The following is a 23058-nucleotide window of genomic DNA, read 5'->3' on the forward strand; positions in this document are numbered from 1 at the left end:
AGACCGCCCCCACCTCATCGCGCCACCGCTCCACCTGACCGAACCATCTCAGCGGCCCGACGGGCTTCCTGATCCGCCAACGCGGCGTCAAGTACTTCAACAACTGCATGGACGCCGAGTCCCTGTCTTCCTGCTCGACCAGCAGCAGGTGGTGCGTCCCCGCGAGATGGGACCAGGCAGGAGATCGAACGGGCCGCCGCGCGCAGGGCCTCGACTGCACAGTGGTGGAACTGGACGGCCAGTTCCGGTGCGGCGGCAGCGACGCGTACGAGAAGTGGGTCATCGACCTACTCGGCCTGGACGGCGGTATGCCCAGCCAGTGGGAGCCCGACGGCAAGCTGCAACTACTGACCGCCGAGACCCCGCAGGAACTGGAGGATTTCCTCGTCGCGCGCCGGGAGGAGGGCTACGGCGCCCGCATGTCAGCCGGCTACTGCTGGAAATGGACCACGAAGATCACGCCCGAGATGACGACACTCCCCGAAGACGTCGTGATCGGCCAATGGTCCGGTCCCTGGAACCTGTACGGCGACCGATCCGTACTCGGCGCACCGCCCGCACCCCTCTGGGCCACCGACCCGGCCGGCTTCGGCCAGGTCGGCTGCGTCTACACGGCACAGGGCTTCGAGTACGACTGGTCGGGCGTGATCATCGGCCCCGATCTGGTCTGGCGAACGGACCGCTGGGTCGTGGACCGCTCGGCTTCGAAGGACCCGTCCTTCACCAAGGCGACGCCGGACGACGACGTCGACCGTCTCATCCGCAACACGTACAAGGTGCTGCTGACGCGGGGAATGGTCGGGACGATCCTCTATTCGACGGACGCGGAGACCCGCGAGAAGCTGCGGTCGCTCATTCATCCGGCCTCTCGGGCCGAGGCGGCGGCGCTTGTGTAGTTCCGCGTATGCGAGAGATAGCCATCCTGTGCCACCGGGCGGCGCAGCCTGGGAGTTGCGTCGCCGCCACGGCGCGGGACGTCGTCCGGTGTCAATGCCGCCCCATGAGAGCGGTGCACTTCCGGACGACGCAGCCCTACGCGTCGAACGCGGATGGGCCCCTCAGTTCCCTCCTGGTTCAGCGGGCACCCAGCAACACACCTGCTTCCCAATCGCCGACCTCCGCACCTGCCATCCCGGCGCTAGCAGGTCGACCAGGCCCAGCCCGCGCCCGGCTTCGGCCTCTGCACAGTCGAGTGGCGTAGCCCGGCGCATCGGCAGTGTGCCCGGGTCCGGGTCGTGGACATTCACCGCGACGCCGTACCCGGTCACGTACACCTCCACCACGAGCGGTACGTAATCGCCGTAAGCACGCACCGAGTTGCCGACAAGTTCTGAAAGGACGAGTTGCGCGGAGTCGACGGCATCGTCCCCGATGCCCTGCGCCAATAGTTCGGCGCGGGCCAATTGCCGTACGGCACACAGGTTGTCGGGCGAGGCGCAAACGTGAGCGGCGAAGCCGTGGGGGCGGGCGCGGAGGTAGAAGCCAGGGGTGGTTGGTGTGAGGGCTGATGCGGGTGCGGTGCTGAGGAGCGCTGAGTCAGGGTTGGGGGGCGGAGTGAGATGCATGTCGGTGGGCCTCCTGGGCGGTCGGCTGGACTGCCCCCAGCTTCAGCCACACTCGTAACTTTCTCCCCGAGGTAGAAAATTTCCAACCCGAAGGGGTGAAGTTCTCGCTACGGTGTGCGATCCGCGCGAAAGCGTTGCCAGACTCCCCACATGCCCAACTCACCACTCGTACCGACCGTTCGACGCCGCCGGCTTGGCGCGAGCCTGCGGCGCCTTCGCAATGACGCCCGTATGACGCTCGATGCCGCTGCCGGAGCCATGGGCTGGAGGGCACCGAAGCTCTCGAAGATCGAGGGCGCCACCCAGTCGATCAGGCCGGCAGACGTAGGGTCCCTGCTGACGATCTACGGAGTAGAAGACACTCAGGTAAGGGACGCTCTCGGCGCCCTCGCTAGAGACGCTGGAAAGAAGGGCTGGTGGCAGACGTACAGCGCGATTGTCTCGCCTACCTACGCCGACTACATCTCCCTCGAATCGGACGCCGAGACGATCTACGCGTGGTCCCCGCTGGTCGTACCCGGCCTGTTGCAGACAGCCGCCTACGCACGCGAGACGATCGCCGGCGTGACGACGTCACGCACGCCGGAAGAGGTGGCCGCCCTGACGGAGGTACGGATGGCCCGGCAGTCCGTACTCTCCCGCCCGGGAACGGCTCCTGAGCTCTGGGCCATCGTCCACGAAGCAGCACTGCACCAGCGCTTCGCCGTGCGTCCCGCGATCATGCGTGAGCAGCTCCGGCGGCTGCTCGACGTTTCGGAGATGCCGAACGTCACCGTGCAGTTGATGCCGCTGGACTCCACCTCGCACCCTGGCGTGGTCGGCGGGTTCACACTGACCGGCTTCCCCCAACCGATGCCCTCCGTAGTGCTCTTGGAAAATCTCAGCGGCGCGACATACGTTGAGGGCGACGACGCGACGCCCTTCGCCAAGGCCTTCGAACGCATCCGTGCGACGGCGCTTCCCGTGGAGGACTCGCTCGCGAGAATCGCCGAGTTGGAAGAGGGCCACCGGAAGTGAACGACCTCAAGGCTGAGCTGTACGCGTACGACCTCACCGAGGCGATATGGCGGAAGGCCTCCGCCAGCGGCGCGGAACACGACTGCGTCGAGGTCGCAGAACTCCCTGAGGGCGCAAGGGCCGTCCGCGACTCCAAGAACCCCGGCCGCGAACCCCTCCGATTCACCGCCTCGGAATGGGCTGCCTTCCGGAACGGCGTCATCGCCGGAGAACTTTGACCAACGCCGGGCCGGACTTCATCCTGCTGGCAGTGCTGTCAGCGACGCATCTCCGCATCGGGCCTCGGCCGTGAAAGTCATCGACCAGCCCACGCCCCAGCGCACATCACGCTGACAGTCGACACGTACACGAGCGTCGCCCCGGCGCTCTCCCCCGTCGGCGCCGAGGCGCCGTCGCGATCGTCCCGCGCAACGGGCTAGGCGCGGCCTGCACGTCGTCGAGAATGGCGGCCAGCGCGCGGCGTAACCGACCGGTCCCGGGATCGGCACTGGGTTCCCCTGCCCCCGCCGAGTACGCACCAGACGACGCCGGACGGATCCGACTGCAGTGCACCCTCCGGCACTGCGTCCGTCCGGTCCCCTACCGCCTCATGACAGCGACCGCCCATGCAAGCTCCACGGTGCCACCCACCCACCGTGATGTACTGCATCACGAGACACCATCTCGCACATTGACCATGGCCGAGACGTCTCCTATGGTTGAGGCACTTCTCGAAAGGACGGGACCAGCATGAGGCCAGTCGCCCTGATCGGCGTCTTGCTCGTGTCGTGCGCCGGTCGCCGGACCTACGACGAGCCGCTCAGGTACTCCCCGCCCCGGGAGGGACTGCGCCCCGGCACGGCTGTCGGCGAGCCTCAGACTCCCTTCTGACTTCTGAGTGCGTTCGTCGCCGTGCGACGAGCCCCCGCCACACCGAACGTTCGTCGTCCGTCAGCGTTCGTCGTCCGTCGTGGTTTCGCCGACGGGCTTTTCCCTCACCTCTTCGAGGAGTGCATCATCGTGACCACCACTGTCGGCCTTCAGCCGATCTCCGGGCCGTCCGCCTGGCGCGGCGACGAGTTGTCGAAGTCCACCGAATGGATCTACGTACTCAGCGACGCCGAGCGCACCGAGCTGGAAGAACTGGGACGGCGCTTCGTCGCCGACGAACCCGACCTGCGCACCGTCACCGCCGGCGACTACCCGTTCGACGCCTGTCGCGCCCTCAACGACGAGTGCGCCCACCAGATGGACGCCGGCCGGGGCTTCATCCTGGTGCGTGGCCTGCGTACCGAGGAGTACGGCGACGCCGTGGCCGCGGCCATCTTCTTCGTCATGGGCCTGCACCTCGGCCTGCCGATCGGGCAGAACCAGAGGGGCGACCTGCTCGACCACGTGATCGCCACGTCGAACAAGACGATGTCCGACGAGGGCGCGCTGCCCTCCCGCATTCGGGACCGGCTGCCGTTCCACTCGGACAGCTCCGACGTCGTCGCCCTCATATGCCTGCGCGGCGCCAAGGAGGGCGGAGCCTCCAGCCTGGTCAGCGGCACCACGATCTACAACGAGATGCTGCGCCGCCGGCCGGACCTCGCCGCGCGGCTCTTCGACACCTACCACTGGGACTGGCGGCGTCAGGACCCCGACTCCCCTGAACTCACGTACACCTCGCCGATCATCAGCCACGTCGACGGCACCATCAGCACCTACGCGGGCAACTCGATGATCTTCAGCGCCCAGGAGTACCCGGGGGTTCCCCAACTGACGTCCGACCAGGCCGAGGCCATCAACCTCTTCGACGAGATCTCGCAGGAGCCCGGCCTGCCGATCGACATGGACTTCCAGCCGGGGGACGTGCAGTGGCTGCTCAACTACGCCGCACTGCACTCGCGCACCAGCTACATCGACCACCCGGAACCGGAGCGCCGCCGGCACCTGCTGCGTCTGTGGCTCAAGCGCGATGTCGGCCGACCGCTGGCCCCACAGTTCGGCAAGCACGTCGTCGTGATGGGTGAGCCCACCACGCCTCTGGTGCCTGGCGGCCGGTTCCGCATCACCGACGCCGTCACCGTCAACGACGACTGGGGAGTTTGAATCCTCCCCTCCCCGAGGGGAAGGGGATTCCTGGCTCAGGCCGCCTCCTGGAGCAGCGCTCCAGGAGGTCTTCCGCCATCAGCACCAGCCGGGTTGAGACCAGCCCGGCCGAGCATCACGCGTGCGGAGTTCTTGTCCCGTGGGGACACGGTTCCGCACGCGATGCAGATGTAGGTGCGCTCACCCCCGGCTGGGGGTCCCCCCCCACGCCGTTAAGGCAGTGGGGGAGCGTGCTTGGCTCTCGCATCGCAGTGCGCGCAGTCCATCGTGGTGTGCGCGGGGTGTACGAGGCGGATGTCCCGCCCGTGCTTGCGGCCCATCTCGATCACAGCGGCCTTGGTGGCGCCGATGGCGGCGTCAGCGGCCTTGCGGGCCATGGTGGTCTTGGCGAGGAACTTCGGACGGAAGTCCTCGACAGCGATGGCGTCGTGGTCACGGACAACCTTCTTGGCCCACTTGCGACCGGTGTCCTCACGCTGTCTCGCGACCTTCTTGTACGCCTTCGCCTTCGCCCGCAGATTCTTCGCCTCGCGGTAGCCCTTCGATCCGGGCCGGCCCTTCTTCGGCTTGCGGCGGGCCATCATCCTGTCGTACCGCGTCAGCTTCGCCTGTGCCTTCCTGCCGTGCTCGGCGTGCGGCAGGTCGTGCGCGTCGGATGGTGGTCGCGGTCTCCTTCACACCCCAGTCGACGCCGAGCGCGCGGCCGGTCTCCGGCAGAGGCTGGACCTGGGCGGGGACCACGAACGAGCCATACCAATGCCCGAGACTGTCCTGGTACACGCGCACCGAGGACGGCTCGGCCGGCAGTTCCCGCGACCACACCACCGCCACGACGATGCCGCCCGCCAGGTGCAGCCGGCCGTCCTTCAACCGGAACCCACGCTTGGTGTAGTTGAGACTCGGCGGTGCCCCGCGCTTGGATTTCCACTTCGGCATCCCGGCCCGGCGCGCCATGGGCAGGCGCTCTGTGATGTCCTTGTGCGCCTTGGCGCGGGAGCGGCCGAAGTCGCGGATGACCTGCTGCTGGACAACCGATGAGCCCTCACGCAGCCACGGCGTACGGGCGCGGGCTTCGGTCAGCATCCGGTCGAGCTGAGCCGGGCCGCACGTGGCCTGCTGGCCGGTGGCCTTGTTGTGCAGGTGTACGGCCTTGGACTTGGCGACGCATTCATTCCACACCCAGCGACATCGGTCCCACTCCGCCGCCAGGGCGGTGCGAGCGGTGGACGACACGCGCAGCCGGGTCGGGTAGCCGGGACACGTCGCCGTGTCCCGGTCGGGTAGCGACGGCGCATGGGCCTTGACCCTTGATCGTGGACACCGGTTGTCATGCGGCAGTGGCCAGCGTAGTTGATCGTTGCTCGAAGGCGATCGGGCTGATCTGACCGAGGCAGGAATGCCTTCTTCGGGTGTTGTAGCGGGTCGCCCAGCGGAAGACCGCGAGCCGTGCCTCGCGCGCCCCGTTCCACCGCTTCTTCCCCTGCAGCGTCTCCCGTTTCAGGGATGCGTTCAGCGATTCCGCGGCGGCGTTGTCCGCGCTGGTGCCCACCGCGCCGCGCGATCTGATCACACCGAGGTCCTCGCAGACCTGGGCGAACTCCTTCGAGGCGTACTGCGCCCCGTTGTCGCTGTGGAAGATCGCCCCGTGCAGGCCGCCGGAACCCCGGGAAGTCGCCCGCGATGCGGGTGTCCGGCCGCTGGGCCGGGCGCATGGAAGGGGGCACGGAGTTCTGCAGGCCGGTGTGGTTTCCCATGCGTGGAAGTCGTCGGATGCCGATCACCCAGCCCATGGGGGTCAGGATATGAGCGCGGATCGTACGTCCGGGGCGGGTGCTGTCACCGTGTTCCGGTTCGTCCCTGCATGTGTGCGCTCGTGAACCCGGTGTCACGCATCCCACGTCACCAGAAGCTGCCCCACCCCGTACAATTGCTTGGCATCGTCCGTCGGTACCTCTTCCGGGGGAACCGCCAGGCGCAGGGTGGGGAATCTGTCGAGCAGGGCCTGATACCCGGCTCGCATTTCCATTCTTGCCAGTTGTTGGCCCAGGCACAGGTGTGGTCCGTGGCCGAAGGACAGGTGGCCGCCGGGGGCTCGGGTGATGTCCAAGCGGTCCGGGGATGGGAAGCGGTTCGGGTCTCGGTTGGCGGCGGTCAGGGAGATCGTGATGGTTTGGCCGGCCCTGATCGGCGTTCCGTTCAGGTCCACATCCTCCAGTGCCGTTCGGTTCAGGCCGAACTGAACCACTGTCAAGTAACGCAGCAACTCCTCCACCGCGTTGTCGATCAGATCCGGATTCTCTCGAAGCGTCGCTAGTTGATCCGGGTGCGTCAAGAGGGCGAACGTGCCCAGGCCCAGCATCTGTGCGGTGCTCTCGAATCCCGCGGCCAGCAGAAGGAAGCAGATTCCTGTCAGCTCGTCGTCGTTCAGGTTCGCGTTTCCGGCCAAGCCTCCCAGGATGTCGTCCGTCGGCTCCGCCCGCTTGGCTGCCACCAGCGTCTTGACGAAATCCCTGAGCGTGTGCCGAGCCGCCAGCATCTCTTCCGTGGATACCGTGAGGCTGAGCAAGGCAGCCATGTTGTACTGAAAGACCGCCCTGTCCTTGTAGGGTACGCCCAGAATTTCGGATATCATCAGGGATGGGACCGGGGCTGTGAAATTCTGTACCAAGTCGACCGGCGGGCCTGTTCGTTCCAGCTCATCCACTTGCGCCGCGACTATCTGTTCTACCCGTGACCTCAGCTGATTCATCCTGCGCGTGCTGAACTGGCCCGTCAGCAGTTTGCGGTAGTGAGTGTGCTGCGGTGGGTCCATACCTATGAACAGGCCCGGCTCTGCTGGTTCCGGCTCTTCGGAGAGCATTCTACGCGTCGCCGAATTGCGTAGTTCCATGCGAGAGCTGAAACGCGGGTCGGCCAGCACCGCTTTTGCCGTCGCGTGCCGGGTTATCAGCCAGCCTTGTGTGCCGTCCGGGTAGAGAAGGGGGCTGATCGGATTTTCCTGCCGTAGCCGGGCCAACTCCTCGGGTGGAGCGAAGGGGTGAGGGCGCACCGTGGGAAGTGGCCTTGGCGGGGACGGGCTCTCCGTCATCGTCGGGTTCCGTTCGGCGTGCGTGTTTGTGCCCATACCTACGCTGCTTTGTCAGGCTTCTCCGTCGACCTCCTCCACCCATCCGTACTCCACCAGCTCCTCCACCAAACGCGCCACCGGCCCCACCGTCTCCTTCTGTGAGCAGTCCGCTGCCTTCGCGAAGATGGCCTGGAGGTCCTCTTGGGTACGGGGTTCGCGCAGGGCCTCCAGGAGGATGCGGGCTGAGGTGTTGACGTGAGCGGCGGTGAAAGTGCGGTCGTCGACGACCTGGGCAGTGCCCTCGGGGCCCGGCTGGAGGTGGAGGGAGCCCACCAGGCGCAGGCGGCGGGTGTCAGCGAGGGGCAAGGTGGGCCTCCTGGGAGATGAAGTCGAAGTGCATGCCGCTGAGGCCGTTGCCGACACCGAGGTGGATGCCGGCGGCGCCCTCGTTGAGGAGGCAGTTGAGGCTCCAGTCGACCCGGGCGGGGTCGAGGAGGCCCGTTCCGATGGCGACCTCGGTCACCGCGCCCTGGTATTCGGGGCCACTGGTCGCGTCGATGCCCTCCGCCCATGAGCCGAATCCGTCGACGAAGTGGTTGTCCTCGATCGTGACGTACATCGGGCACGCCTTCCGCATGTCCTCCGCGATGCCCTTCGCCACCGCGAAATGGTCCGCCCTTTCGCCTCGCAATTCCCGGTGCTTGGCGACCAGGACCGAATCTATACGGAGCGTTCCCGATATGGTCAGTTCTGAGTCCACCTGGCCTGCCAGATCCGTGGGAGACATCGCCACCTCGAAGAAGTTCCCGATGGTGGAGTGTTCGTCGGGGAGGAGTTCTGTGCGGGTTCTGCTGGATAATTGGAGGACTTCCGGGAGTCGGAGTATCAGGTCTGTCCCCGGGCCTTTCAGACCTACTTCATCGCCTGCCAGAAGCAGCTTCGTGATAACACGCCTGTTCGCCGCCACCGCACCGGGCAGGTCTATTTCCGCGAATTTTTCCAGCGCGTACTTCGCGTCCTCCAGGTCGTCGGAGAAGGACGCCAGCGAAATCCACAGCACGCTGCTCTCGGCGAAGATTTCCCGCAGGTCGAAGCGGGACGGCAGACGGCCGTAGTTCAGAGGTACCGCCACGGCGCGGGCCGGTGGGGCCTCGCGCCCAGAGAGCACCCCCTCGAAAGTGGCCGCTTGCACTTCGTGTTCCGTCAGCCAGGCGGCGAGTCCCGGTTCGTCGGTAAGGAAGCCGCCTGTCCGGCCGCCGAAGACGGTTCGCAGATTCGCCTCTATGTCGCTGCGCAGCGACATGCCACGGTCACGCATGGGCCACCGCAGACTTGGACGTTGCACCGGCCGTTTCCCTGGCCGCCACCGGAGGGCTCGGCTGTGCGTCGCGCTCCTGTGCGGCCGGTACCAGCGCAGCCAGACACGGGCACGACGGGATATCACCCAAATGGCTCTTGAGGATCGTCCCAGACTTGCGCTGCACACCCGTCCCCACGCCCGAGCCCGCGCTTCCGCCGCCCCGTTTCTCCGGTATTTGAAGGGCGCGCCCGTACATGTCACCGTCGCTCGCGACGCCCTCAGATACCCATATCCGCCTCGCCATAATTACGGTACCAACTTCCTGCGCGTGTGGCTGATTGTGGAAACAACACGGCCGACGCCGGTTCGGAAACCGGCGCCAGCCATTGTTCATCGCATCCCAGATATCAGATGCCGTTGTAGAGAATCGCCATGATCGGCTTCGGGGTCTGGTTCTCCAGGCCCATTCCAGTCACACCCTGTTCGTCATCCAGGGCGCCGAGCGGGATGATCCTCGGGGCTTCCAGGTTTCCTACCATCAACTGTTCGGCGAGGAGATTCTGATGCATTCATTACCTCCGGGTGAGTCGGGCGATGCGACCGGAACAGATTTCCGGCCACAGAAAAAGCGTACGGTGCGGACTTACCCTGAATCACAAGAGCGGGTCTTCTTTACCTGAAAGTTTCACCTTTCCCCGCAAGATCTTTACACCTATTTAATTTCATGACGTTTACTGTCACGATCGTCGCGGTAGTGCCGCACTCGGCGACGCCGAACCGCTCGGAACTCGTCGTGTCCCAGTGAACCGCATGCTGAACTACCGGGTCTTCAAGGTTGAGCGGTGCGGACACGGCAGCTGTAGTTCCGGCGTCTGCGCTGGTCGGCGTGTTGCCGGGGCGGGTGCGGGAATGAGTACGGCCACCGTGATCATGAACGTTTGTGACGACGTATCAAGACGCGGTGGCCGTGGAAGCAAAGATAGCCGAGCAGGCGTGGAGCGAGGCGTTCGGGAGGGCGATGCGGGCGGTCGCGGGCTGCTTCGCGCGACGTGAAGCCCGGGCGACGGCGGCGGAGTTGGTCGCGGGGCTGTTGCTGGAGGTGGACACGCGGAACTGCTGGACGCTCGCGCAGGTTCTGGGACATCCGGGCCCGCACCGGCTGCAGCACCTGCTCTCGCGCGCCCGGTTCGAGTCCGCCACCGCCTCGGCCGCGGAGGCGACCACCTTGTCCATCCGCCTGCCCACTTTTCTGCAGGGCGAATGCGCCCTGCGCTCCTTGGTTGTTCGCTGAGTGAAATGAGCTGAGTGAAATGAAAGGTCCGGGCAGCGAAGGCGCGGCGCCGGGATCTGCTGCTCTACGCCGGCAGCTCGGTCAGCAGCCGGCGGTAGATGCGCGCGTAGGCCGTCAGCTGGCCCAGTGACAGGGCATCGCGACGGGGATCGTCTGCGGCCGGCTTCGCCTGGGGGCCGAGGCGTACGGTGTCGACGCCGCGGGCGCGCAGTACGACGCCGTCGGTCGATCCCGTCCAGCCGGTGATCGGCGGCGGCTTCGTACCGAACTCGTCGAGCCAGGCCGCGCGGGCGGCCGTCACCACCGGGGCGTCGGCCGGCGTCGCCGCGGCTGACGCGACCGGCTCGGCCTCCACCTCGACCGCGCAGTCGCGCAGTGCTGACTGTGCGCACCGTGCCCGCAGTCGGTCGGCCAGCTCGTCCGCCAGCACCTTCGGATCCACCGGGTCACCGGCGACGACGTACAGATCGATCCGCAGCTGGGCCGGCAGCAGGTCCGGCTTGTCCGGCCATCCCCCGCTGATCGCGCCGATGCCGCACGCCCGGCCCGTCTGCCCGACCAGCGGGTCGGCGGCCAGGTAGGTCGTGCGCCAGCGGGCCAGCTCGTCCAGGACGACGCCGGCCCCGGCGACGACTCCCCCGGGCGGCGTGGCCGATTGCGCCGCCATCGCGGCCCCTGAGCGGCCGGTCACCCGGACGGTCAGGTAGAGCGCGCCCGGCTCGTGCCACAGCAAGGTGGGCGGGCCGCACTTGGCGACTATCGCCGACCGCGGCAGCGGGTGCGTGTCGGCGTAGGCCTCGACGCCGGTGGTCCCGGCGGTCCCGGTGGTCCCGCCGGCGCGGCGGTGCGTGCCGGAGCCGGCGAGCAGCAGCCGACCGGCACCCGCCTCGGCGAACGCGACCAGCGCGGCCGCCACCGGACCGCGGGCGACCCCGAGTCCGAAGCCGGCCACCACGTCACCGTCCACGCCTAGGGGGGCGATGGGCGCGTCGTTGCCGGTGACGAGGCGGTTCGCCGCCCCGCCGTCGTCCAGTGACGTGTCGAGGTGGGAATACAGCAGCGGTCCGGCGCCGGCCCCGTGCGCGGCGATCAGGCTGCCGCCCGCGGGGCCGTGCTCCAGTACCTGCCACTCGACGTGCGGCCAGCGGTGCGCGCACCAGGCGCGCAGCCGGTGGGCCGCCGTACGCTCCTGCCCGCGTGGAGCGGGGGTCGTGTCGAGCAGGTACAGGACGTCGAGCAACTGCCGGCTCAAGGGCAGCCGCCCTCTCCAGGGCCGCTGCTGGCTCAAGGGCAGCCGCTGACTCAACGGCAGCCGCCGGCTCAAAAACGTCCCCAGTCGTCGGACGCCGGACGCCACACGTCGATGTTGCGCGGGTCGGCCGGCATCCTGCGGGCCCGGTGCGTCTCGTGCTCCTCGGGTGTGAACACCCGGTGCCGGTCGCACAGTTCGAACCGCGGGCCGAAGCGCGTGTCGTGCAGGTAGAACGCGATCGACGTCGACGCCGAGTGGTTGACGATGTCGGAGGCGATCGGCGCGCCCTTGTACAGAGCGCGGGCGCGCATCCGCATGACGTGGTCGAGGCTCTTCATCGCGAAGCACAGGTGCGCGACGAAGTGCTCCTTGTTGTTCTGCACCGCGAGGCTGTGATGGTGGCGGTCCTCGCCGCGGAAGAACGTGGTCGAGCCGACGACGTAGTCCGAGGGTATGAATCGCAGGACGTGTCGGTAGAAGTCCTGTGTCTCCTGGTACTTCGTGGTGGCGATGAAGGGGTGCACCAGGTTGAGCGGCCGGATCTCGATGTGCGGCGGCTCGGCGTACTCCTGGAACTCGGTGAACAGCTCGACGATGAGGCCGTTGGGGTCCTTCACCGCGAAGCCGTTCTCACACAGCGCCTGCTGCCGCTCCTGAAGCGGAAGGACCTCCAGGCCGGCGTCGAGGACGCTCTTGTGGAGCTGTTCGAGGACCTCCTCGCCCTCCACGCTGTAGCCGACCGCGGTCGTCCACCCGTCGGTGCGCTCGGGCGCGTGGATCAGCTCGATCGCGTGGTGCTCGATGTCGGCGCGCAGGTAGGCGTACTCGTCCGTACGCTGCTCCAGCTGCAGCCCGACGTGGTATTCGAGGAAGTCGATCGTGGCCTGCATGTCCGGAACCTCGATCCGGGCGTACTCCATGCCGTACGGGCCGTGCGGGCGGGTGCTCACTGGGGATGTCCTTCCTGCAGCGAGCGACGGACGCTCGGCGTACTCGAACGAGGTGATGGCCTGCCGGCCGATGACCGGTCGCCAGCGCGTGTGCACGAAGTTCTCGTGGGACTCGCTGTTGAGGTAGGCGAGCAGGTCGTCCTGGCTGTCGAAGTCGACGGCCATGGTGTGGGTGAAGGTCCGGTCGCGGGTGCTGACGTTCTCGCCGAGGACGAAGCCGCGCATGGCCGGGTACCGGTCCGGGAAGGTGCGCAGCTCGGCCAGCACTGACTCGCGCGTGGCCTGGTCGACTTCGTCGGCGAAGCGGAAGGACAGGGTGTGTCGGATCATCGGGTCACCATCCGTCGCCGGTCAGAGGATGAAGCTGAGCCGGGCGCCTGCCGCCAGCGACTCGTGGCCGAGGATCGAGCGCCGCAACCGGAAGCGGAGTCCGTCCTCGGTCGGCACCAGCACATGCTCGTACCAGCCGACGTAGGCGTCGAAGTGTCCGTCGCGGGCGCGGTGCACCACGAAGGACGCCGACACCCGGAAGGAATCCTCCGTGTGCTCGGACAGCCGCACATTGGACACCAGCCGGTGGGTGCGCGAGTGCGGGTTCTCGGCGTGGGCCTTGCGGGACTTCAGGCGCTTGACCCGGGCAAGGATCAGGTCCCAGTCGTCGTCGACGAAGGATCCGGTCTCGTGGGGTGACCAGCCGGGGCGGTAGTCGGTGGTCGGGATCTCGTAGCGGGCGCCGGGCTCGAAGAGGGCCAGCCAGCCGTCGTAGTCCCAGTGGTCGAGGATGTCCGCCTCGCCGTAGAGGAAGTCCTCCACCTCCGGGCGGGTGATGGTGCGTCCCTGGCACTGGACGGTGTGGGTGTTGGTGATCGCGGTCATCGCACGTCCCTGCCTTCGAGGAAGGACGCCGGGCGGTCGCCGTGGACGGCGAGGCCGTCGTCGAGACCGACGGCTTCGATCCAGTGCCGCCAGAAGCCCCGCATCGCGCCTTCGTCGGTCGACCTGCCCTGTACGCCCTTGACCTCGTCGGCCATGCCGCGCGACATGTCGCTGTAGTCGAGTTCGGGCACAGCGGTGTCCGCCGTGGCCTGGATGCCGCGCTGGACCGCCTCGTACGCCTCGATGTCGTCCGGCGTGGCGAGGCCGCCCGGGCCGACGAAGCTGACGACCGTCTTCATGCGCAGGGCGCGCGCGGCCGGGTCCTCGTTCCGCGGGACCAGCTGCCAGGCGCGTACGTCGGTCTGGTCGGGCGCCACCGGTTCCAGTTGCCGGATCGACAGTCCCTCGATGTCGAACAGCAGCAGGTTCGGGAACACGAAGAGGATGTGGCTCTCGTCGGCCACGTAGTGCGCTCGCTTCTCGCCCAGCCGCTCCGCCATCTCCGCCCGGTGCTGCTCGGTGCGGACCCGCTCGTCCTCGCCGAAGCGCGGTTCCCAGATCATGCTGATCCGCCCGCCGTGCCCGGTCAGGACCAGCAGCCCGTGGCCGTTGCCGAGGTTGTACGCGTACTGGTTGTCGTCGGTGACGGCGAAGCCGCTCTCGCGCAGATAGCCCACGAACGTGTTGTGGGTCGGCGCGAAGTGGTAGCCGTCCATCGCGTTCTCGACGGCGAGTTTCCAGTTGCCCCGCACGCTGTACTGCTGCGTGCCGGGCAGCGTGGTCATGCCGCCGACGTGCTGCTGCTCGATCATCGTCATGTAGTCGGCCGCGTCGCCGAGGTGTTCGAGGAGCGGTGGAACGTCAGGGTCGAAGGCTACGAAGACGTATCCCTCGTGGATCTCCAGGCGCGGGACACCGCGCAGCCCCATGGACGCCTTGAACTCGTCGGTCGACTCGTACGCGTCGGCGTCGGGGATCGCGGCGAGGTCACCGTTGTTGCGGAACGTCCAGGCGTGGTAGAAGCACTGGAAGAGCCTCGTCGAGCCCTCGCTCTCGCGGCACAGCACGGTGCCGCGATGCGGACAGGAGTTCAGGAAGGCGTGCACTTCGCCGGCGGTGTCCCGGCAGAAGATCAGCGGTCGGCCGCCGAGGGTGCGGACCTTGAAGTCGTTGGGGTTGGGGATCTCGGTCTCGTGGCCGAGGTAGAGCCAGGTGTGCGTCCATACCCAGCCGCGTTCCCGGGTGAAGATCTCCGCGCTGCGGTAGGCCTCGCGGTTGACCCGGAAGGTGAGCTGGTCCCAGTCCTCGACGATCATCGGTGCTGATGGGACGGTCCGGGGGTTGCTTCCCATTACGGAGTTTGCCTCTCACAAGTCCCGACCCGAGTGGCGTGTTATGAGACGCCATCTCGTATGTCGCATTAGCTTCGCCTAGCACGCGCGACAGTGTCAAGCAATCACCTGATGGTTGACACGTTGGGGTCGACGCCACCATCATCCATTCCACATTAGAAGACACCATCTCGCATTCCGTGCGACCGTGTGAAGGGCAAGAAGCCCGTGCCGTACGTCATCACTGAGGCATGTCTCGACGTCATGGACAAGTCGTGCATGGAGGAGTGCCCGGCCGACTGCATCTACGAGGGCGACCGGATGCTCTACATCCAGCCCGACGAATGCGTCGAGTGCGGGCGCTGCGAACCCGTCTGCCCGCAGATATCGATCTTCCACCACGAGGACCTGCCGGCGGAGGCCGAGCAGGCCCAGCGCATCAACGCCGAGTTCTTCACCCTTCAAATCGTCGGCGCCGAACCGCTCGCGTCGCCCGGCGGAGCCCGCAAGGTCGGCCGGGTCGGCCGCGACCATCCCGAGGTGGGAGCGTGAGCGACTTCGCCACCGCCACGGGCCCCGAGGTGACCGTCGACCTGCTCGTCATCGGCGCCGGCCCGACGGGGCTGTACGGCGCGTACTACGCCGGCTTCCGCGGCCTGAGCGTCGCGGTCGCCGACGCCCTGCCCGAGGTGGGCGGCCAGATCGCCGCGCTGTACCCCGAGAAACTCGTCTACGACGTGGCCGGCTTCCCAGCCGTCCGCGGCCAGGACCTGGTGGACCGGCTGGCCGAGCAGGCCGGGCGGTGGAACCCGACCTATCTGCTCGGGCACGGGGTCACCCAGCTCGACGACGCGGGCGAGGGCATCGTCGCCACCACCGACGCCGGCGCGCGGATCACCGCGGGGGCGGTGCTCGTCTGCGGCGGGATCGGCAACTTCGTCCCCCGCGAGCTTCCGGTGGGCTCCGAGTACCTGGGCCGAGGGCTGCGGTACTTCGTGCCGCGGCTGGACGAACTCGCCGGACAGGACGTCGTGGTGGTCGGCGGCGGGGACTCCGCGCTGGACTGGGCGCTGTCGCTGGAGCCGATCGCCTCGTCGGTGACGCTGGTGCACCGGCGTACGCGGTTCCGGGCCCACGAACGTACCGTCGAGCAGGTGCACGCGTCCTCCGTGCGGGTCCTGACGCCCTACGAGGTCGAGAAGATCTCCGGCGACGGGTCGGTCGACGCGTCGGTGTCGGAGGTCGTGGTCGCGGGCTCGGACGGGGACCGGATCAGCCTGTCCGCCCAGTCCGTCGTCGCCGCGCTCGGCTTCATCGCCGATCTCGGCCCGATCGAGCAGTGGGGACTGGAGCTGCGCCGCCGGCGCATCCTCGTCGACCGCACGATGCGCACGAGCCGGGAGCGCGTCTTCGCGGCCGGCGACATCGCCGACCACGACGGCAAGGTCAGCCTCATCTCGATCGGCTTCGGCGAGGCGGCCCTCGCCGTCAACCACATCGCTTCTCTGCTCGACCCGGCGCGCTCCCTGACGCCGGGGCACTCCTCCGATGCGTGAGTGCTTGGCTCCCGTTCACCGCCGGGGCTCACCGCGCAGGAGCACCTCGGCTCTTTCCACACATGCGCACGACTCTCACCGTTACGCTATCCAATACGGCGTTCCATTCAACGTCTTACCACCTTACTAAGTACGGGACAGGAGCAAGATTCCATGGCCACGAAGGCGCAGCCCGGCCCCGGCGAGCAGGGCGCTCCCGACACGACCGCGCCGACGATCCAGACGGTGCAGCGTGCGGCGCTGATCCTCGGCTCGTTCACGGTCGGCAAGCCGCACATGAGTCTCAACGAGATCACCGCGCGGCTCGGGGCCAGCAAGGCGACCGCGCACCGCTACACGAAGGCGCTGCGGGCGGCGAACCTGCTGCGCTACGACGAGCGCACCTCCCTGTACTCCCTCGGCCCCCAGGTGCTCACGCTCGCGACGGCAGCGCGGGCCGGCCTGCCGATCGTCGCCGCCGCCGAGCCGTACATGGAGGAGCTGGTCCGGCGCATCGACGAGACGATCGTGCTGTCGGTCTGGGACGGCGAGTCGCCGACCGTGGTGCGCTCGGTGGACAACACCGCCCACATGGTGCGCATCAGCGTCCGGGTCGGCTCGCGTCTGGACCTCACTTCCTCGGCGCAGGGACGGATCTTCCTCACGTTCCTGCCCCCGGACCAGGTACCGGCGCTGCCGCGCTCGGTCCGTAAGTCGTCCGAGCTCACCGAGGAGCTCGACGCCATCCGGCAGCACGGCCTGTCGGTCAACTCCCCCGCCGTCAACGGGGTCCGCACCATCGCGGCGCCGATCTTCGAGGGCGACAAGATCAGCGGAACGCTCGCTGTCGTCGGCACGACGGCGAGCGTCCCCGACGACGTCAAGTCGCCGATGGCCCAGGCACTGCTGGAGACCGCCCGCGCGCTGTCGCAGCGGCTGGGCACCTCGGACAGCACGCCCAACGGCGGTTGACCCGCACGGCGCGGCAGACCGTGCGAGGCCTCCGGGTGCAGCGGATGCGTCCGCCTTCACTCCCGGAGGCCTCGACGACTCACGCCGACGCGCGCACGCGTCCGTGTGACCGGGCTGATCGCTGCCCGGGCTGATCGCGGCATGGCGCCCCTGCGCCCCCGGTCAGGGAAGCAGGTCGGCCCGCGGCGGGACGAAGAAGTCGATGTTCACGCAGGGAGCCTCCGTCGGCTCCACGTAGTGCTCGCTGCCGCGGGGAACCAGCAGGAACGACCCCGCACGCATGTCATGCGCGACCCCGTCCACGTAGTAGTTCGCACGCCCTTCGGCGATATGGACCAGCTGGTCGAAGTCCTCGTGCCGGTGCGGGTTGAGCGTCATGCCGACGTCGAGCTCGTGGTGGCAGATCATCATCTCGTCCGTCGCGTACACGCGACGGCGGACACCCGGGCGCACCTGGGTCACCGGCAGCTCGTCCCAGTTGAGGACCGTGCTGAACAGCGCTGCGTTGCGTGTGGTCACTGGTTTTCCTCTCCTGCGGCCGTCCGCAGGGCGGCCGCCAACATCTGCAGGTCCGAGCCGACCACAAGGTAATCGGCATCACTGAGGCCCAGGTCCGCCGCGGCGCCCCGGGCCGGCACCCAGCCGCCGAACGCCACCGCCGCCGAGCGGGCGGCCTCGCGCACCCGGTCCACCGCGGCGCGCAGCACCGCCGGGTCGGCCGGCAGTCCCAGGTCGACCGCGAGGTCGGTGCTGCCGACGAAGCACACGTCGAGAGGGGCGAGCAGATCCGGCAGGGGATCGGTGCGCACGGTCTCGATCTGGCCCACCAGCACCGGCGGGTCGTCCCGCTCGGCGCGCAGGAAGGCGGCGAGCGGGAGTGCGCCGAACCGGGCGGCCCGGTTGGCGAGGCTGACCGAGCGGCGGCCGGCGGGTGCGAACCGGGTCGCCGCCATGAGTGCCTCGGCCTGGGCGACGCGGGTGAGCATGGACAGCTGGATCCCCGCCGCCCCGGCCTCCAGCAGCCGGTTGACGGCGGCGGCGTCCACCTCGGGCACGCGGACCAGAGCCGGCAGGCCGCACGCGTGGGCGTGGCGCACCAAGTCGACGGCGTTCTGCTCGGTGAGGGCGGAGTGTTCGAGGTCGACGACCACGAACGCGAACCCGGCCGCCTCGGCCAGTTCCACCACGTCGGGCGACGCCAGCTTGACGAACGTACCGACGGCGGGTTCCGCCGCCGTCAGGGCCGCGCGCAGCCGGCGCCGCAGGAGGTGGACGTCGCCGATGGTCATCGGATCCTCCCCGGGACGGGCGGGCGTCTCATGCCGACGGCAGACCGCGCCACGGCACGATGTCGACCTCGGCGCCGGCGTGCAGCACGACGGTCGGTTCCAGGCGTGGCGCGAGGATGGTGTTGCCCGCGGCGTCGGGCAGGGTGACCTCGTCGGTCCAGTCGACGACCGTGACGTCGGCCCGCCCGCCGACCGTCAGGCGCCCGTAGCCCTCGGCGTCGAGCCCGAGCAGCTGTGCCGGAGCGACGGTGGCCCGCCGGACGCACTCCTCCAGCGGCGCGCCGAGCGCGACCAGCTTGGAGATGCTGGTGAGCAGGTCGAACACCGGGCCGCGCCAGTTGCGGGCGCTGGTGTCGGAGCTGAGGACGTCGGGCAGGAATCCGTCGGCGATCGCCCGGCGCGCCACCTCGAAGCTGAGGTTGCTCTTGCCGTGGGCGGAGTCGAACAGCACGCCGCGCTCGCGGGCCGCCGTGACGGCGGGGTGTACGAGGTCGCCGTCGAGGATGCCGTTCGGCTTGCCGGTGTAGCAGTGCGCCACGATGTCGCCGGGGCGCAGGTAGTCCAGGACGACGGGCACCGGCTCCTCGGTCTCGCCGATGTGCACCATCAGCGGCAGTCCGGCCTGTTCTGCCAGCGCCACGGACTTCTTCAGCAGCGACTCCCAGTTCTCGCCGACCACGTCCTCGGACAGGCGGATCTTGAAGCCGCGCACGATGTCGGGGTGGGCCTCGGCGGTCGCGAGCGCGTCCTCCGGGACCAGCGTGTCGGGGTTGAGCAGCTCGCCGAACCTGAAGTCGATCAGGCCGAGCACCGAGACGTTGAGGAAGTTGACGATGCGCAGCGGGTTCGCCTCGACCACCAGCTTGCGGAAGGCGGCGAACGTCGAGGCGCCGGCCGTGCCGGCGTCCGCCGCGGCGACGACGCCGCGGCGCAGGTGGGCCTCCTCGGCCGGGGCGCCGACGGCGGAGACGTACTGGAAGATGTGGGTGTGGCCCTCGACGAGGCCCGGCAGCACGGTGGAGCCGGTGACGTCGATCGTGCGGGCCGCGCCCGCCGCCAGTCCTTCCCCGATCGCGGCGATGCGGTCACCGGTGACCGCCACGTCGAGCCGGGCGTTGGTGCCCGACGCCGGATCGATGACGGTGCCGCCGGCCAGGACGAGGTCGTAGGACGACGGGGAGGAGATGGGCATCGGTGTGTGCTCCAGGGTGAGGGGCGGTCAGCTGACCGGTTCGGTCAGCCGGTGGTCGTGCGCCGAGGCGTGAGCGGGACGCACGACGCGGGTGACGAGGGGCAGTACGCCGTCCACCTCGACCCGTACCTCGTCGCCGTCGGCGAGGAAGCACGCGCGGTCCTGGCCGGTGCCGGCCGGGGTTCCGGTGAGGACGACGTCGCCGGGTTCGAGGGCGGTGAACCGCGACAGCCGGCTGAGCAGGTCGGTGACCGGGAAGATCATCCCGGCGCTGGTGTCGTCCTGCACGAGTTCGCCGTTGAGCCGGGTCCGTACGCGGATCGCGTCGCGGTCGGCGAGGTCGTCGGGAGTGCAGATCGACGCGCCGAGCGGCGTGAACCCGGGGTAGCTCTTGGCTAGGGCGGGCACCGCGGTGGTGCGCATGACGTCGCGTGCCGTCATGTCGTTGGCCGCGGTGATGCCGGCGATCGCGGGCCAGACCTCCGACTCGGACGCCTGGTACAGCCGGCGCCCGACGACGACCGCGATCTCCCCTTCGTAGTCGGGTTCGGTCGCGGCCTGCGGGATCACCACCTGCGCGCCGGGTGCCAGGACGCCGGAGGACGCGGCCAGGTACAGGATCGGCTGCTCGGGTACTCCCCGGCCGGCCCGGGCCGCCTTCGACTCGTAGTTGAGCCCGACGCCCCATACCGCGCGGGGGCGGCCCAGCGGCGCCACGAGCGTGGCCTGATCGAGCGGGATCCGCCGACGCACCGCGCAGGACGCCAGGCTCCGCAGCGAGCCTTCCTGCTCGAGGACCGCGCCGACGTGCGGAAAAGCCGTGTCCAACAGGGCGATTGCCCCGTCCTCGATCCGGCCGAGGCCGACCTGCGTTGTCACCAGTCGCATGACGGCATCTTTCAATGCGAGACGGCATAGTGTCAAGCGATACGAGATGGCGTCATGCAAAGCGAAACACATGTCAGGCCGTGGACACGTCGACACCCCGTCCGCGCATGAGGCGGACGGGGTGTCAGAGGGGTTGTCAGAGGGGTTGTCAGAGGGTTGGTTCCGGCTGGCGGCCAGGGCGTCAGGCGAGCTGCCGCCGCACCTCGCCGCTGTCCCAGTAGTCCGTGCGGTGCGTGATGAGGCCGCCGGCGACGGTGAACACGAAGACCCCGCGAACTCGTACGGGGCGGTCGCCCGCCGAACGCATCCGGAACGTCATGACGTACGGCACCGCGGCAGAGTCGCCGTCGACGAGGAGGCGCTCGGGCGCGTAGTGCAGGTCCCCGAAGTTCTCGAGGAACCCGGTCAGCGCGGCGCGGTACTCGGCGCGGCCCTTGCGGCTGATGCCCGCCGACGACGTGTGCTCGTTGACGAAGTCCTCGGCCACGCAGGCGGCCACGGCGTCGGCGTCGTGCGCGTTCAACGCCGCGAGGTACGCCTCGACGGCGGCGCGGGTGTCCTTCAGGACGAACCCCACTTCTTGCGGACCGAGTCGAAGACCCGCTGGTCGTGGGAGATCTCGACGACGTTGCCGTCGGGGTCCTTCAGGGCGCAGATGTAGCCGATGGGGTCGGGCATCTGCCGGGGCTCCCAGTGCAGGCAGTCCAGCTCGCGGGCCCGGTCCGCGAGCGCGTCGACGTCCTCCCGCGCCGGCACCTCGATGCCGATGTGCGCGAACGGGTGCAGCAGGCCCAGCTGGTTGCCCTTGTCCTTGTTGAACGACACCAGGACGAGCACGAACGGCGTCTCGGCCTGCTGGTCGTTGGAGAGCCAGACGCTCTCGCCGTCGGCGTCCTTGAACCGCTCGACCACGACCAGCGGAGTCAGGGTGGTGTAGAACGCGATCGCCTTGTCGAGATCGCCGGTCGGCAGCGCGAGGTGAGTCCAGCGGGCCGAGGTGAGACCGGTGGCCACGGTACCTCCAGTGAGTAGTTCGGATTTCTTCGTTCGCATTTCTGCGTTCGGGTTTCTTTGTTCGGGTTTCTTTGTTCGGGGTTCTTGTTCGGGGTTCTTGTTCGGGGTTCTTTGAGACTAGGCACGGACGCGCCCGTGGGTCGATGTGCTGCGGACACAACGTGCAGGCCAGGGATGCTGGCCCCGCGCGACATCGGTTCGCGGCCCGCCGCTGTGCGAGCCTGCGAGAGGACAGCGACAGGGCGTCGGCTGGGAGACGAGGGCAAGCGTGCACTACCGGATTCTGGGTGGGACGGGCATCGAGGTGAGTCAGCTGTGCCTGGGGTCGATGATGTTCGGCGCCTGGGGCAACACCGACGAGGCGGAGTGCCACCGCATGGTGGCGACGGCGCTGGACGCCGGGGTCAACTTCGTCGACACCGCTGACGTGTACGCCTTCGGCGAGTCGGAGGAGATCATCGGCCGGGCCTTGAAGGGGCGGCGCGACGACGTCGTCCTGGTGTCGAAGGTCGCGAGCCGGATGCCCGCGGGCCCGCTCGACCGCAACCGGGGCGGCGCCTCCCGGCTGTGGATCACACGTGCCGTGGAGGACAGCCTGCGCCGACTGGGGACGGACCACCTGGACGTGTACCTCGTCCATCGCCCCGATCCCCTCACCGACGTCGAGGAGACCCTCGGTGCGCTCAGCGACCTGGTGCGGGCGGGCAAGGTGCGGGCGATCGGCACCTCCAGCTTCCCGGCCGAGGAGATCGTGGAGGCCCAGTGGGCGGCGCGGCGCGGTGGCAGCGAGCGGTTCACCGTGGAACAGCTGTCGTACTCGATCCTGGCCCGGCACGCGGAGGCCGCTGCCCTGCCCACCGCGGGGCGGCACCGCATGGGCGTCATGGTCTGGAGCCCGCTCAACGGCGGCTGGCTGACGGGCAAGTACCGGGCCGACGCCGAACCGGCGGCGGACTCGCGCGCGCTGAGGAACAGCGACCACTTCGACTTCGCCGACGAGCAGGTGCGTACGCGCAAGCTCGCCGTCGTCGAGGAACTCGTGCGCCTGGCCGCCGAGGAGGGCTGCACGCTCGTCGAGCTGGCGCTGCGGTTCGTGCTCGCCCATCCCGGCGTCACCTCGGCCGTCATGGGCGCGCGCACCCACGACCAGCTCCTGTCGCAGCTCACCGCCGTGGACCGGCCGCTGTCGGCCGAGGCGCTGGACCGGATCGACGAACTCGTCACGCCGGGCAGCGTGCTCAACCCGCTCGACGTCGGCTACACGCCGCCGGCGCTGGAGACCGCGGCACTGCGCCGCCGCTGACGGCGATGACGCGCACCCACGGCGGATGCCGACCCCGCGCCTTCCCGGGGCCCGCATCCGTCCCGGCCGGAACCCGGCCATCGCATCGATCCACGCATGGCAGGGCGACGTCGGGAGGCACTGGCGTACTCGCACCCGCATGC

24 protein-coding genes and 2 pseudogenes are annotated in these 23058 nt (G+C 68.6%); 9 read left to right on the plus strand and 17 right to left on the minus strand.

Annotation, left to right across the window (positions count from 1 at the left end; genetic code table 11):
- Positions 1-224: 224 nt before the first annotated feature.
- Entirely contained in the window at positions 225-896 is a 672-nt protein-coding gene (locus tag Q4V64_RS14205; protein WP_303709964.1) for a DNA/RNA helicase domain-containing protein, read from the plus strand.
- A 162-nt stretch (positions 897-1058) separates the two neighbouring features.
- Here Q4V64_RS14205 and Q4V64_RS14210 read toward each other — a convergent pair whose 3' ends face one another.
- Positions 1059-1565 carry an ATP-binding protein gene (locus Q4V64_RS14210; RefSeq protein WP_124442818.1) on the minus strand — a complete coding sequence of 169 codons (507 nt, stop codon included), beginning with the start codon at positions 1563-1565 and terminating at the stop codon, positions 1059-1061.
- Positions 1566-1715: 150 nt separating this feature from the next.
- On the opposite strand from Q4V64_RS14210, the gene Q4V64_RS14215 reads away from it, so the two are divergent.
- From Q4V64_RS14215 to Q4V64_RS14225, 3 genes are all read left to right on the plus strand, one after another.
- Positions 1716-2582, plus strand: a complete 867-nt coding sequence (locus tag Q4V64_RS14215; protein WP_124442819.1) for a helix-turn-helix transcriptional regulator — start codon at positions 1716-1718, stop codon at positions 2580-2582.
- Positions 2579-2800 carry a DUF397 domain-containing protein gene (locus Q4V64_RS14220; RefSeq protein ID WP_124442820.1) on the plus strand — a complete coding sequence of 74 codons (222 nt, stop codon included), beginning with the start codon at positions 2579-2581 and terminating at the stop codon, positions 2798-2800. The genes Q4V64_RS14215 and Q4V64_RS14220 overlap by 4 nt, the downstream gene beginning before the upstream one ends.
- A 781-nt stretch (positions 2801-3581) precedes the next feature.
- Complete coding sequence (locus Q4V64_RS14225; RefSeq protein WP_124442821.1) at positions 3582-4655, plus strand: TauD/TfdA family dioxygenase; 1074 nt, start codon at positions 3582-3584, stop codon at positions 4653-4655.
- A 35-nt stretch (positions 4656-4690) separates the two neighbouring features.
- On the opposite strand, the pseudogene Q4V64_RS54965 reads toward Q4V64_RS14225, so the two are convergent.
- The 6 genes and pseudogenes from Q4V64_RS54965 to Q4V64_RS14260 all read right to left on the minus strand — a co-directional run bounded on the left by Q4V64_RS54965 (position 4691) and on the right by Q4V64_RS14260 (position 9591).
- Positions 4691-5894: pseudogene (locus tag Q4V64_RS54965) on the minus strand (transposase).
- An 88-nt stretch (positions 5895-5982) separates the two neighbouring features.
- Positions 5983-6321: pseudogene (locus Q4V64_RS14240) on the minus strand (integrase core domain-containing protein); the annotation flags it as partial.
- Positions 6322-6540: 219 nt separating this feature from the next.
- Positions 6541-7671, minus strand: a complete 1131-nt coding sequence (locus tag Q4V64_RS14245) for a cytochrome P450 (protein WP_253267227.1) — start codon at positions 7669-7671, stop codon at positions 6541-6543.
- 123 nt (positions 7672-7794) lie between these two features.
- Positions 7795-8088 carry a hypothetical protein gene (locus tag Q4V64_RS14250; protein WP_216377667.1) on the minus strand — a complete coding sequence of 98 codons (294 nt, stop codon included), beginning with the start codon at positions 8086-8088 and terminating at the stop codon, positions 7795-7797.
- Complete coding sequence (locus tag Q4V64_RS14255; protein ID WP_216377668.1) at positions 8075-9040, minus strand: hypothetical protein; 966 nt, start codon at positions 9038-9040, stop codon at positions 8075-8077. The genes Q4V64_RS14250 and Q4V64_RS14255 overlap by 14 nt, the downstream gene beginning before the upstream one ends.
- Positions 9041-9429: 389 nt before the next feature.
- Complete coding sequence (locus tag Q4V64_RS14260) at positions 9430-9591, minus strand: hypothetical protein (RefSeq protein WP_172629414.1); 162 nt, start codon at positions 9589-9591, stop codon at positions 9430-9432.
- Positions 9592-9962: 371 nt separating this feature from the next.
- Here Q4V64_RS14260 and Q4V64_RS14265 point away from each other — a divergent pair, with 371 nt between their 5' ends.
- Positions 9963-10313, plus strand: a complete 351-nt coding sequence (locus Q4V64_RS14265; protein WP_124442822.1) for a hypothetical protein — start codon at positions 9963-9965, stop codon at positions 10311-10313.
- Between the two features lie 64 nt (positions 10314-10377).
- Here the strand turns inward: Q4V64_RS14265 and Q4V64_RS14270 are convergent, their stop codons facing one another.
- The 4 genes from Q4V64_RS14270 to Q4V64_RS14285 form a co-directional block, all read right to left on the minus strand.
- Positions 10378-11565 carry a hypothetical protein gene (locus Q4V64_RS14270; protein WP_124442823.1) on the minus strand — a complete coding sequence of 396 codons (1188 nt, stop codon included), beginning with the start codon at positions 11563-11565 and terminating at the stop codon, positions 10378-10380.
- Positions 11566-11633: 68 nt separating this feature from the next.
- On the minus strand, positions 11634-12845 hold the full coding sequence (locus Q4V64_RS14275) for a Dabb family protein (RefSeq protein ID WP_124442824.1): 1212 nt from the start codon (positions 12843-12845) through the stop codon (positions 11634-11636).
- A 21-nt stretch (positions 12846-12866) separates the two neighbouring features.
- On the minus strand, positions 12867-13391 hold the full coding sequence (locus Q4V64_RS14280) for an aromatic-ring-hydroxylating dioxygenase subunit beta (protein WP_124442825.1): 525 nt from the start codon (positions 13389-13391) through the stop codon (positions 12867-12869).
- Positions 13388-14707 (minus strand): aromatic ring-hydroxylating dioxygenase subunit alpha, encoded by a 1320-nt coding sequence (locus Q4V64_RS14285; protein ID WP_172629415.1) that lies wholly within the window; start codon positions 14705-14707, stop codon positions 13388-13390. Before Q4V64_RS14285 ends, Q4V64_RS14280 begins: the two co-directional genes overlap by 4 nt.
- Positions 14708-14950: 243 nt before the next feature.
- Between Q4V64_RS14285 and fdxA the strand changes: the two genes are divergently transcribed.
- The 3 genes from fdxA (at position 14951) to Q4V64_RS14300 (ending at position 17229) form a co-directional block, all read left to right on the plus strand.
- Positions 14951-15274 (plus strand): ferredoxin, encoded by a 324-nt coding sequence (gene fdxA, locus Q4V64_RS14290; protein WP_124442850.1) that lies wholly within the window; start codon positions 14951-14953, stop codon positions 15272-15274.
- On the plus strand, positions 15271-16278 hold the full coding sequence (locus Q4V64_RS14295) for an NAD(P)/FAD-dependent oxidoreductase (RefSeq protein WP_124442827.1): 1008 nt from the start codon (positions 15271-15273) through the stop codon (positions 16276-16278). Before fdxA ends, Q4V64_RS14295 begins: the two co-directional genes overlap by 4 nt.
- 153 nt (positions 16279-16431) lie before the next feature.
- A complete protein-coding gene (locus tag Q4V64_RS14300; protein WP_124442828.1) occupies positions 16432-17229 on the plus strand; it encodes an IclR family transcriptional regulator in 798 nt (265 codons plus the stop codon).
- A 162-nt stretch (positions 17230-17391) separates the two neighbouring features.
- On the opposite strand, the gene Q4V64_RS14305 is transcribed toward Q4V64_RS14300, so the two are convergent.
- The 6 genes from Q4V64_RS14305 to Q4V64_RS14330 all read right to left on the minus strand — a co-directional run bounded on the left by Q4V64_RS14305 (position 17392) and on the right by Q4V64_RS14330 (position 21612).
- Positions 17392-17748 (minus strand): cupin domain-containing protein, encoded by a 357-nt coding sequence (locus Q4V64_RS14305; RefSeq protein WP_124442829.1) that lies wholly within the window; start codon positions 17746-17748, stop codon positions 17392-17394.
- Complete coding sequence (locus tag Q4V64_RS14310) at positions 17745-18518, minus strand: aldolase/citrate lyase family protein (protein ID WP_124442830.1); 774 nt, start codon at positions 18516-18518, stop codon at positions 17745-17747. The genes Q4V64_RS14305 and Q4V64_RS14310 overlap by 4 nt, the downstream gene beginning before the upstream one ends.
- A gap of 28 nt (positions 18519-18546) precedes the next feature.
- Complete coding sequence (locus Q4V64_RS14315) at positions 18547-19710, minus strand: amidohydrolase family protein (protein WP_124442831.1); 1164 nt, start codon at positions 19708-19710, stop codon at positions 18547-18549.
- Between the two features lie 27 nt (positions 19711-19737).
- Positions 19738-20598: a fumarylacetoacetate hydrolase family protein gene (locus Q4V64_RS14320; RefSeq protein ID WP_172629416.1), complete on the minus strand. Its 861-nt coding sequence runs from the start codon at positions 20596-20598 to the stop codon at positions 19738-19740.
- Between the two features lie 181 nt (positions 20599-20779).
- Positions 20780-21175 (minus strand): nuclear transport factor 2 family protein, encoded by a 396-nt coding sequence (locus Q4V64_RS14325; RefSeq protein WP_124442833.1) that lies wholly within the window; start codon positions 21173-21175, stop codon positions 20780-20782.
- On the minus strand, positions 21160-21612 hold the full coding sequence (locus Q4V64_RS14330) for a VOC family protein (protein ID WP_216377669.1): 453 nt from the start codon (positions 21610-21612) through the stop codon (positions 21160-21162). Before Q4V64_RS14330 ends, Q4V64_RS14325 begins: the two co-directional genes overlap by 16 nt.
- A 268-nt stretch (positions 21613-21880) precedes the next feature.
- On the opposite strand from Q4V64_RS14330, the gene Q4V64_RS14335 reads away from it, so the two are divergent.
- The gene (locus tag Q4V64_RS14335) at positions 21881-22915 is read left to right on the plus strand and encodes an aldo/keto reductase (protein WP_124442835.1); all 1035 of its coding nucleotides are present in this window, start codon (positions 21881-21883) and stop codon (positions 22913-22915) included.
- Positions 22916-23058: the final 143 nt, after the last annotated feature.

The organism is Streptomyces sp. NL15-2K (assembly GCF_030551255.1).
Taxonomy (GTDB): domain Bacteria; phylum Actinomycetota; class Actinomycetes; order Streptomycetales; family Streptomycetaceae; genus Streptomyces.

Coding starts and splice junctions, on each gene's coding strand:
- Q4V64_RS14210 (WP_124442818.1), bottom strand. CDS start 1,565: ATGCATCTCACTCCGCCCCCCAACCCTGACTCAGCGCTCCTCAGCACC.
- Q4V64_RS14215 (WP_124442819.1), top strand. CDS start 1,716: ATGCCCAACTCACCACTCGTACCGACCGTTCGACGCCGCCGGCTTGGC.
- Q4V64_RS14255 (WP_216377668.1), bottom strand. CDS start 9,040: ATGCGTGACCGTGGCATGTCGCTGCGCAGCGACATAGAGGCGAATCTG.
- Q4V64_RS14260 (WP_172629414.1), bottom strand. CDS start 9,591: ATGCATCAGAATCTCCTCGCCGAACAGTTGATGGTAGGAAACCTGGAA.
- Q4V64_RS14275 (WP_124442824.1), bottom strand. CDS start 12,845: ATGATCCGACACACCCTGTCCTTCCGCTTCGCCGACGAAGTCGACCAG.
- Q4V64_RS14280 (WP_124442825.1), bottom strand. CDS start 13,391: ATGACCGCGATCACCAACACCCACACCGTCCAGTGCCAGGGACGCACC.
- Q4V64_RS14285 (WP_172629415.1), bottom strand. CDS start 14,707: ATGATCGTCGAGGACTGGGACCAGCTCACCTTCCGGGTCAACCGCGAG.
- Q4V64_RS14300 (WP_124442828.1), top strand. CDS start 16,432: ATGGCCACGAAGGCGCAGCCCGGCCCCGGCGAGCAGGGCGCTCCCGAC.
- Q4V64_RS14310 (WP_124442830.1), bottom strand. CDS start 18,518: ATGACCATCGGCGACGTCCACCTCCTGCGGCGCCGGCTGCGCGCGGCC.
- Q4V64_RS14315 (WP_124442831.1), bottom strand. CDS start 19,710: ATGCCCATCTCCTCCCCGTCGTCCTACGACCTCGTCCTGGCCGGCGGC.
- Q4V64_RS14320 (WP_172629416.1), bottom strand. CDS start 20,598: ATGCGACTGGTGACAACGCAGGTCGGCCTCGGCCGGATCGAGGACGGG.